Origin of the sequence: Clostridium sp. (genome assembly GCF_036569345.1) — a bacterium.
In the GTDB taxonomy this organism is placed as follows: Bacteria; Bacillota; Clostridia; order Clostridiales; family Clostridiaceae; genus Clostridium_AD.
Genome location: NZ_DATCQT010000156.1, coordinates 1 through 8,895, shown reverse-complemented (window position 1 = coordinate 8,895; position 8,895 = coordinate 1). Strand labels below are relative to the sequence as shown.

Sequence of the window (8,895 nt, the reverse complement as noted above, 5' to 3'; positions counted from 1 at the left end):
AAATAGCATTACAGATACCATGAGGCAAGTTGTAGAATCCACCTAATTGATGTGCCATAGCATGTACATATCCAAGGCTTGCATTATTAAATGCCATACCAGCTAAGAATTGAGCATAAGCCATTTGTTCTCTTGCTTCCATATCGCTGCCGTTTGCAACTGCTTTGGATAGATATTTAGATATAAGTTTTATAGCCATTAAAGCAGCAGAATCTGTAAGAGGATTAGCTGCAGTTGATACATATGCTTCTACAGCATGAGTAAGAGCGTCCATACCAGTGGCAGCAGTAAGTGATGGTGGCATACCAACCATTAATTCTGGATCATTAATTGAAACTTTTGGTGTTACTCTCCAATCAACTATAGCCATTTTAACTTTACGTGATGTATTTGTTATTATACAGAAACGAGTCATTTCTGAACCGGTACCAGCTGTAGTATTAACTGCAACGAAAGGTGGGAAATCCTTTGTTGATTTATCTAATCCTTCATAATCTCTAATATTTCCACCATTAGAAGCTACAAGTCCAAGACCTTTAGCACATCATGAGAAGAACCACCGCCAAGAGATACTATTGCATCGCATGAATTCTTTGTCCAAGCTTCAAAAGCTGCTTCTACATCTAAATCAGTTGGATTTGGTTCAGCGCCATTAAATATTACGCATTCTAATCCAGCAGCTACTATGATATCTTTAACTTTATCTGCCATACCCAATTTAGCTAACATAACATCTGTAACTATTAATACCTTTTTACCACCTAGTGTTTTAACTTGTGTTCCAACATCATTAACCGATCCTTGACCAAATAAGTTTATAGTAGGAATAAAATATGCACTTTTTAACATAATTAACACATCCTTCGTTTTTATTTACATTAATATTTTTTTCATTAATTTGTTTTTAATATTTAAACTTTGAGATACTAACTAAAAAGTTTTTGCCTTTCCTATAGCTACTTTAATTGTATTTTCTACAAGTGCGTTAACATCTTCACCAATAACATCTAAACTATCTGCTGCTATTGTAGTAAAATCAGTTATTCCCATGAAACCGAAAATTGTTTTTAAGTATCTATCTCCCATTTCATATGCTGAAGCTGGTTGCTCTGAATATGCGCCACCTCTTCCAACAATATGAACTGCTTTTTTACCACCACATAGGCCAACTGGTCCATTTGCAGTATATTTAAATGTAATTCCAGTAACACATACATAATCAATATATGCCTTTACTATTGCAGGAAAACTTAAATTCCAGAATGGCGCTGCAATTATATATTTATCTGCCTCAGCAAATTGATACGCATATTTAAGAACTGGATGATTTTTACCTTCGCCTGGTGCTGGTCTATGCAGGCTAATACCATCTTCTGTTAGAAATCCTATACCCTCTTTGTATAAATCCAAAGTTATAATTTCATCATTAGGATTGAGTTTTCTGTACTCTTCAATAAATTTGTCTGAAATTTTAAAAGTCCTTGATGTTCCTTCAGGTTTTGCATTTGCTTTAATGTATAATATTTTACTCATATTTTTCTACCCCTTTAAAATTTATTAATTATATTTACTAATTAATCAACAAACCTCATACGAATAAATGCATTTATTCTTTGTGTAATGTTTGATTAATTTAGTATGATGTTATAATAATATTAAATTAATCTTTTAACAAGTACGCACTTTTTTGTCATACGGTGACAATAAAGTCATCACTAACTAGCCATGTTTGCTTTAAAAATGGAGCAGTTAACTTATTTACATGCGATTAATAGGTTTTACAGCTAAAAATATAAATTTAAGGAGAGTGTTACTATGAACAAAACGTTACAAGCCAATCTTAATTTAGCCTACAAAGAGAATATTTTAGAATCCCACATTTATTTTCTATCAAAACATAGAGGGGTAAGAGAGTGTCGTAATCATAGTGAATTTATGGATAGTGAGAAAGCAGAATATAACATCGTTTTCCCTCTATCAAATGAAGGTATAGAGGAAATCGACAAGAAATATACTATTTACTTACCTCAATGGATTTTAATAAATGAACAAATGAAATTAAAATATAAAAAAGCAGGCTCCCTTACTTATATGGTTTTAACTGAAATAAAAAAAATGAAAATAAATGACCAAATAAATATAAAAAGGTCAACTTCTCTTTCTGGCATAGAGGATTTTAGTATTGTTCAGGGAAAGGCATTTTGTGAAACAGAAGAAGAATTCAATGAATGGTATTTATGGATGAGAGAAAAAAATATAAAGAATCTTGATGACAACACTCAAAATTTTTATGTTGCATATAAAAATGAGAAACCTGTTAGTGTTCTGCTCAGCATTTATAATAAGAAAACAGCAGGAATTTATGCTGTTGCCACACTACCAGAACATAGGAAAAAAGGCATTAGCACTACTTTAATACAAAGAGCTATTGATGATGCGATTATTAATAATATGACGACAATTACGCTACAAACATCTACTGAATCATTTGCTCATTCCTTTTACAGAAATCTTGGATTCGATAATGCATTTGAATGCAGTATTTTAAAAGCTATAGATTAAATCAGTATTATTTTAAGAAATTGAGGCATTTGTTCCTTAGTTTTTCGATGAACATATAATTAGCAAAACAAATTGAGTTTACAATTTTACGTCTGCCGGCAGATTTATAATACGTTACATAAAATATGAATATGTAACGTGTGTATGAAATATATTCGATGTGCGATATAAAAAATACCATAAAATTCAATTTTGAATAATACAGTATTTAAGTAATTATTAACTTTCAATATTTTTATAAAGATGATCTACACATCAAAAACTTCATTCTTCAATAAATCGAGTCAATTCTTCATTGAATTTATCCTTTTGGTCATAGAATACTCCGTGGCCACTAAATTCAAATGGTATAAGTTTTGAATTTTTAATAGCTTGGTTTTGTATTTTACCTAGTGAAAATGGAACAATTTTGTCATGAATCCCATGAATAATTAAAGTTGGAACATTTATTGTTTCTAGATCAGAAAATAATACTTCATTTATCCATGTTTGTGCAATAGCCGCAGTTGACCACCCTGCTGCCTGTAATCCCAATTGGAAGAACCATTCCGAAAATGGCTGTGTTATATGTTGGAAGAAAAACATATCTCCAAAACCCTGAAGCATTTTAGGGCGATCAGTATATGTCCCTTGAATAAGTTGTTCAACAGTTTCTTTATCTAAACCATAAGGAAAATTAGGACGCTTGATAAGGCTGGGTGCCACTGCAGCAATAAGAGCGAGTTTTGATACCCCATATCCTTTATGTCGAGCCATGTATCTAACAGCGATTGCTCCTCCATTTGAATGTCCTGCCAGTGTAATATTTTGTAATTTAAGTGCATCAATTACACCGCTAAGATCGTCTGATAACCTATTAAAGTCGTAGCCACTCCAAGGCTTATCTGATTCACCGAATCCTCTTGTATCTATTCCGATGCACCTATATCCCATCTTCGGAAGCTGATCAAATTGATATTCAAACAACTTATGACTTCCAGGCCAACCATGTATAAATAAGATTGTCTTACTGCCCTCAGGGTTAACATCCTCTACATAAATTTTTACATTAGGTTCTACTTTAATATAGTATCCCACTTATAGCCTCCATTAAATTAATAGAATTGTAAACCTATGTTATTAGCTTATGCATTTGAGAATAAATTTGTGAATGACTGAGCAGATTTTCATATCTTGTTATTTAGTTATCAAAGTCCATTGTTTGTTCTCGAATACTCCATATAATAACAATTAAACTGGAGGTATTAGCTAAACAAATTGTATTTACACTTTGTTTTGTTCACGTACCCACGGTTTTTTTTATGAGCGGAACGAATTTGCTAATAAAAGTTCTATGTTGCTTGTTTTTTTCTCCTTAATTGCCACACAATTGTTTTATATAATGAATTTATATTGAGGAAGGACAAATTAATTCTCATTGAATCGAAATGAAAAAAAATTATATAAAACGAAAGGATAGGGTGATATTATGAAGAAATCAAAGATAGGTTGGAGTTTAGTATTAATTTTTTCTACTGCAGCTCTTATTGGTTACGGTGTTTGGAGTCTTAATTTTTCAAAACGCAATGTAGCTTCTACGATTACTCCTAATAATCAAGGAATTACAAATCCTCAATTTAATAACGATGGAGGAGGAAAGGACCAGAATTACGGAAATATTGGTGGTATGATGAATGGATATAATGGTACTAATGGTACTAATGGTAATTATAATAATAATAGTGGAGGAATGATGGGTGGATATGGAAACCAAAATGGAGCAACCAATCTTTCTTACTTAGATGAGAAAACTGTAAATAAAGACATGGGTGATTCTTTAAAAAACACCACAGTGGATAAAAAGAATAATACTATTACTTTTACGGGGAAAAATATAACTATTGTATTATTAGGTAGCCCTAAGATAGCAGATGACAAATTTTTCATTGGGGGTTTAACTAATCCTACAATACAAGTTCCTAAAGATGCAAATATTTCTTTGAAAATGATTAATAAGGATGATGGAATGCCACATGGAGTAGAAATTACAGATGCACCTCCAGCTTATAATTATATGACTATGATGGATGGTAACATATATCCTAATGCATTTATTTCTCCACTTCCTGAAGCTTCAAAGGATAAATATTCAACTTCAGTTGCTACTTTTACTAGTAACCAGGAAGGAACATTTTATTACATTTGTCAATATCCTGGTCATGCAGCAAAAGGCATGTATAGTAAGTTTATTATTAAATAGATACACTTTAATAAATTGAGATAAAAATACACCAATATAAAGGAGGCTTTTATTATTATGATGTTAATACCAATTGTGCTTGTAGTAATTATTGCATATGCTATATTTAAATTAACTGACCATTCGAATCTTAATGGTCACTTCAATAATATAGGGAGCAATAGTGCTCTTGATATTTTAAAAGAACGCTTTGCTCGAGGAGAAATTACAGAAGAAGAATATATCAAGATGAAAAATATGCTTTTAAAGGGATAAAATAAAACTAAATAATAGGCTGTATGTTTGAGTTAAATAATATGTGGTTTATAATAAAAAACAAAAAATCTGATAAAAGTTTTAATTATGAAAGGTAGGTCAATTATGAAATATTTTATTGTCGAAGGAACATTTAAAGAGAATATGTCTATAAAAGAAAATGAATTGCAGAAAGCAATAGAAGAACATCTTGCGTTTCTACAAAAAGGATTCGATGAAGGTTTTATTCTTGTATCAGGACCTAAGGTAAATGTGGGGGGAGGAATTATAATTATTAAAGGCCAATCTTTGGTAGATATAGAAAACTATTTATCTAAAGACCCATTGAAAACTTTAGGTATTCAAGAATATAAAATAGTAGAATTTAAACTTCATGATTGTCAAGCGATGCTAAAAGGATGGTTTGATTAATATATTTCGGTAGCTTTTTCGTTGTAATATCTACTATTTAAGCTTTAAAGAAGATGAAGATATTTTATGTAGGATGTTTGCTAATTGTGCAGTGTGAAATTAAAAAAGGGTAACAAATTGTTACCCTTTAAATCTGCTTTATTTACTTCTTCAACGAATTATCAGTTTTTTAATATAAGAGTACAAAACAACTTACCTAACACCAACATAGATAATTTATTATATAGTTAACATCTTTCGACCCTAATTAAACAAATCACTACCACTGATGATGGTTCGTTCGACTATATAAAATATTTACACAACTATAAATAACCTCACGGCCAAAGATAATTATTACAACACTCTATATAATCTTCGCTTGACTTAATACGATAAGTTGGAACTTCAATATAATAAATGTTATACAACATCGACTATATTAAGGCTTTTCCTAACCGTAGGAAATCGCCCTCCGATTCAATATAAATTAATATTATAATAGTTTATATTGAATTTTTGGCTAAGTATAACTTATGGATGAAAATAATTTAGAAAAAACAGAAAAAAGTACTGGTATTTTAAATGATGATAGTATGAATACAATTGCTGATGATGTTGAACAAAAAGCAATGAAACAATTAAGCACTGATCCAGTTGATGAAGTTAATGAAGCCATTATGAAGAATGAAATGAATATGTTTTAAAATAAATATCTATAAGGAATGGTTTTCATGACTTATAGATATTTTGGTTATTTATCAGACCATTAAGTTTACATATATATTATCTTATGAATTAAAATTATGTATGTTATTTAATAAGACTTTCTCTAATTTTCGACCATGTATCCTCAAACTCTGAATTTTTAGATATTCGAAGCTTAGTGGTTACGTTAAATAATGACTCATATACGATGCGCATCATTTTTTCAAAGTCAAACTCCTTATCTGATATACTCCAATTAGAATTACCTTGAAAAGATTGCATAAACATCAAAAACAGCAATTCATTTTCAATTTCCGTTAAAAATTCTCCTGAGTCTTTACCCTTTTGTATCAGAGGTAAGATAGAACTGTACAAGGTTTTTATTTTAGCTAACTTGAAAGCTCCAAATTTTTCATTTATATCTTTTATATAAAGCTGTTTAAAAATTTGTGGTCCAGCAGATTTAAAAAATTCAATCAATGGTTGAATCATTAGCCATACCTGCTCAACATAGTTTTTAGCATTCATAATACGAATAAGCATTTCAGGACTAATTTCATTATGAAAATTGTAATAATCCTCTAACAATTCATCCTTAGACTTAAAGTGATAATAAAATGTATGCTTGTTTATTGATGCAGCGCCACATATATCTTGGATTGTAACAGCATCGAAGCCCTTTTCGCGAAATAAAGGAAGTGCACCTTGAATAATCCGTTGCCTTGTTTTCACTTCTGCCATAAAAAACACCTTCCTATCTATATTAAAAAATTATCATACATACTAATTTATTATATGATATCACGTTATATAAGTCATTGTAAAACATATTAGACATAGTTGGCACAAAGTTTAATAATAATTATATATATAATATACCCTATTGACATAAAAACTACACCACGGTATACTAATTTCTATAGTAAATATGCAATTTTTGATTTAATATTTATTAATCATAAATTAATTAGAAGGAGTGTTGTATATGTTATATAAAAAAACAGCTGTTATTACTGGTGCATCTAGCGGTATCGGACGTGCCATCGCAAACAATCTCGCTCAAGAGGGAATGCATGTTTATATTACTGGGAGAAGTGAAGATAAGTTAGAGATAGTACGCGGAGAAATTCAAAGTGCAGGCGGAACTGTTAGTGCCAGCGCCTTTGATATTCGCGATATACCTAAGTTACAGGATTTTATTAACAGAGCCAAAGAAGAAACTGGTCATTTGGACGTAATGGTCAACAACGCAGGTTTGCACATTCATGGAACTATTGCTGAAGGAACTATTGAAAGTTGGCGAGAGATGATAGATGTAAATATTTTAGCTCTACTAGCTGGAACGCAAGCAGCCATTCTCGCAATGCGTCAGAACACCCAAAGTATAGGTGGTCATATAATTAACATATCCTCGCGTGCATCTGGAGATATTTATGGTGCTACAAAACATATGGTGAGTGCAATATCTGAAGCATTAACGAAAGAACTTGAAGAAGAACCAATTCGAATAACCAACATATTACCTGGTGCTGTTGCCACCAATTTTGGGAGAAATGCAGACCCAGCTATGGTTCAAGGACTAGCTAATAAACTTGGCTTCAATGTTGAGGTAAATAAAGGTGAACATCTTTCTGATGAATTTCTGGAACGTATCCACTCCGCTATGGGAAAGATTTTCTTAAAACCAGATGACATAGCTAAGGCTGTTGTATATGCACTTAATCAACCTGAAAATGTTGATGTCAGAGAAATACACATATCTTCCCCAAAAGAATATTCTTTGTAGGACTTATCATTCATATGTGATTACTACAACGAAGATATGGTAAAATAGGATATATATAATATACACTCCCCGATAAACGCAGAGACAGGAGAAAATTTTGGGCAAACTATCCTTTCATATTTCAATAAAAGGAGAAAAAGATATGAATTATAAGATTGTTGACAAAGAAAGCTTTACAGTAGTAGGTAAACAAACAAAAATAACTATGGTAGACGGACAAAACTTCATACAGGTGCCTAAATTCTGGGACGATTGCATGAATGATGGTTCTTATGAGTGGATTAGCTCAAAGGCAGGCAAACTTGGCGTACTAGGTGTATGTAAGGACTTCGATAATAAAGAAGGATTTAATTATATGATCGGAGTTGAGAAAATAAGCGAATATCTTCCTAAAGGATATGTTTCAACTACTATACCCTCAGCAACCTGGGCTGTATTTGAATCAGTGGGAAAACTACCTGAAGCTATACAAGATATTACTCGAAGAATATTTTCAGAGTGGATGCCTTCAACAGGATATCAGCATGATTGCGCACCAGAGCTTGAAATTTATCCAGAAGGTGATACAAACTCTTCTGATTACAGGTGTGAGGTTTGGATTCCTATTAAGAAGTAAAAGGATGAGAATAACAAAGGGATGGTTAAATGCTTTAGATTGACTCTAAAACAATTGACCATCTCTTTCGGTATTATGCAAATATTTTTTGTTTCTTACACATTCAATTTAGGTGTAAGCTTATTAGGTATAATAGTATTTAGTGCATTAACAGCATATGACATGCAGAAAATAAAGCATATGCAAGAACAAAGTAATTGTATATGTTAATCTAAAAGTACCCCACTATTCTAATTGAAATATCCCCCACTTTAATGTAAACTTTCTTATGATTGAACATCATAAGAGGGGGAATGGAGATGATTACATTGAGTGAAAAACAGCACATCATAATATCGG

General features: G+C 31.5%; 10 protein-coding genes and 2 pseudogenes. 8 read left to right on the top strand and 4 right to left on the bottom strand.

Annotation, left to right across the window (positions count from 1 at the left end; genetic code table 11):
* Both VIM70_RS15835 and VIM70_RS15830 read right to left on the bottom strand, forming a co-directional pair.
* Positions 1-849: pseudogene (locus VIM70_RS15835) on the bottom strand (iron-containing alcohol dehydrogenase); the annotation flags it as partial.
* Positions 850-930: 81 nt separating this feature from the next.
* Positions 931-1,533, bottom strand: coding sequence for an FMN-dependent NADH-azoreductase (locus VIM70_RS15830; RefSeq protein WP_331946744.1), 603 nt, complete (start codon positions 1,531-1,533; stop codon positions 931-933).
* Between the two features lie 282 nt (positions 1,534-1,815).
* On the opposite strand from VIM70_RS15830, the gene VIM70_RS15825 reads away from it, so the two are divergent.
* Positions 1,816-2,562, top strand: a complete 747-nt coding sequence (locus tag VIM70_RS15825) for a GNAT family N-acetyltransferase (RefSeq protein WP_331946743.1) — start codon at positions 1,816-1,818, stop codon at positions 2,560-2,562.
* A 264-nt stretch (positions 2,563-2,826) separates the two neighbouring features.
* On the opposite strand, the gene VIM70_RS15820 is transcribed toward VIM70_RS15825, so the two are convergent.
* On the bottom strand, positions 2,827-3,639 hold the full coding sequence (locus VIM70_RS15820) for an alpha/beta hydrolase (RefSeq protein WP_331946742.1): 813 nt from the start codon (positions 3,637-3,639) through the stop codon (positions 2,827-2,829).
* 391 nt (positions 3,640-4,030) lie between these two features.
* Here VIM70_RS15820 and VIM70_RS15815 point away from each other — a divergent pair, with 391 nt between their 5' ends.
* The 4 genes from VIM70_RS15815 (at position 4,031) to VIM70_RS15800 (ending at position 6,153) form a co-directional block, all read left to right on the top strand.
* On the top strand, positions 4,031-4,801 hold the full coding sequence (locus tag VIM70_RS15815; protein ID WP_331946741.1) for a hypothetical protein: 771 nt from the start codon (positions 4,031-4,033) through the stop codon (positions 4,799-4,801).
* A gap of 57 nt (positions 4,802-4,858) precedes the next feature.
* A complete protein-coding gene (locus tag VIM70_RS15810) occupies positions 4,859-5,056 on the top strand; it encodes an SHOCT domain-containing protein (RefSeq protein WP_331946740.1) in 198 nt (65 codons plus the stop codon).
* Between the two features lie 105 nt (positions 5,057-5,161).
* Complete coding sequence (locus VIM70_RS15805; RefSeq protein ID WP_331946739.1) at positions 5,162-5,467, top strand: YciI family protein; 306 nt, start codon at positions 5,162-5,164, stop codon at positions 5,465-5,467.
* 515 nt (positions 5,468-5,982) lie between these two features.
* A complete protein-coding gene (locus VIM70_RS15800; protein ID WP_331946738.1) occupies positions 5,983-6,153 on the top strand; it encodes a hypothetical protein in 171 nt (56 codons plus the stop codon).
* Between the two features lie 106 nt (positions 6,154-6,259).
* On the opposite strand, the gene VIM70_RS15795 is transcribed toward VIM70_RS15800, so the two are convergent.
* Positions 6,260-6,895 carry a TetR/AcrR family transcriptional regulator gene (locus VIM70_RS15795; protein ID WP_331946737.1) on the bottom strand — a complete coding sequence of 212 codons (636 nt, stop codon included), beginning with the start codon at positions 6,893-6,895 and terminating at the stop codon, positions 6,260-6,262.
* Between the two features lie 244 nt (positions 6,896-7,139).
* On the opposite strand from VIM70_RS15795, the gene VIM70_RS15790 reads away from it, so the two are divergent.
* From VIM70_RS15790 to VIM70_RS23460, 3 genes and pseudogenes are all read left to right on the top strand, one after another.
* A complete protein-coding gene (locus VIM70_RS15790; RefSeq protein WP_331946745.1) occupies positions 7,140-7,940 on the top strand; it encodes an SDR family oxidoreductase in 801 nt (266 codons plus the stop codon).
* Positions 7,941-8,031: 91 nt separating this feature from the next.
* Positions 8,032-8,556, top strand: a pseudogene (locus tag VIM70_RS15785) (GyrI-like domain-containing protein); the annotation flags it as partial.
* A 21-nt stretch (positions 8,557-8,577) separates the two neighbouring features.
* On the top strand, positions 8,578-8,766 hold the full coding sequence (locus VIM70_RS23460; RefSeq protein WP_414648720.1) for a Bax inhibitor-1 family protein: 189 nt from the start codon (positions 8,578-8,580) through the stop codon (positions 8,764-8,766).
* The last annotated feature ends 129 nt before the right edge of the window (positions 8,767-8,895 follow it).

What these genes read in the sequence shown, in the direction of transcription:
- VIM70_RS15830 (WP_331946744.1), bottom strand. Translation starts at nt 1,533, where the DNA reads ATGAGTAAAATATTATACATTAAAGCAAATGCAAAACCTGAAGGAACA.
- VIM70_RS15825 (WP_331946743.1), top strand. Translation starts at nt 1,816, where the DNA reads ATGAACAAAACGTTACAAGCCAATCTTAATTTAGCCTACAAAGAGAAT.
- VIM70_RS15815 (WP_331946741.1), top strand. Translation starts at nt 4,031, where the DNA reads ATGAAGAAATCAAAGATAGGTTGGAGTTTAGTATTAATTTTTTCTACT.
- VIM70_RS15810 (WP_331946740.1), top strand. Translation starts at nt 4,859, where the DNA reads ATGATGTTAATACCAATTGTGCTTGTAGTAATTATTGCATATGCTATA.
- VIM70_RS15805 (WP_331946739.1), top strand. Translation starts at nt 5,162, where the DNA reads ATGAAATATTTTATTGTCGAAGGAACATTTAAAGAGAATATGTCTATA.
- VIM70_RS15800 (WP_331946738.1), top strand. Translation starts at nt 5,983, where the DNA reads ATGGATGAAAATAATTTAGAAAAAACAGAAAAAAGTACTGGTATTTTA.
- VIM70_RS15795 (WP_331946737.1), bottom strand. Translation starts at nt 6,895, where the DNA reads ATGGCAGAAGTGAAAACAAGGCAACGGATTATTCAAGGTGCACTTCCT.
- VIM70_RS15790 (WP_331946745.1), top strand. Translation starts at nt 7,140, where the DNA reads ATGTTATATAAAAAAACAGCTGTTATTACTGGTGCATCTAGCGGTATC.
- VIM70_RS23460 (WP_414648720.1), top strand. Translation starts at nt 8,578, where the DNA reads ATGGTTAAATGCTTTAGATTGACTCTAAAACAATTGACCATCTCTTTC.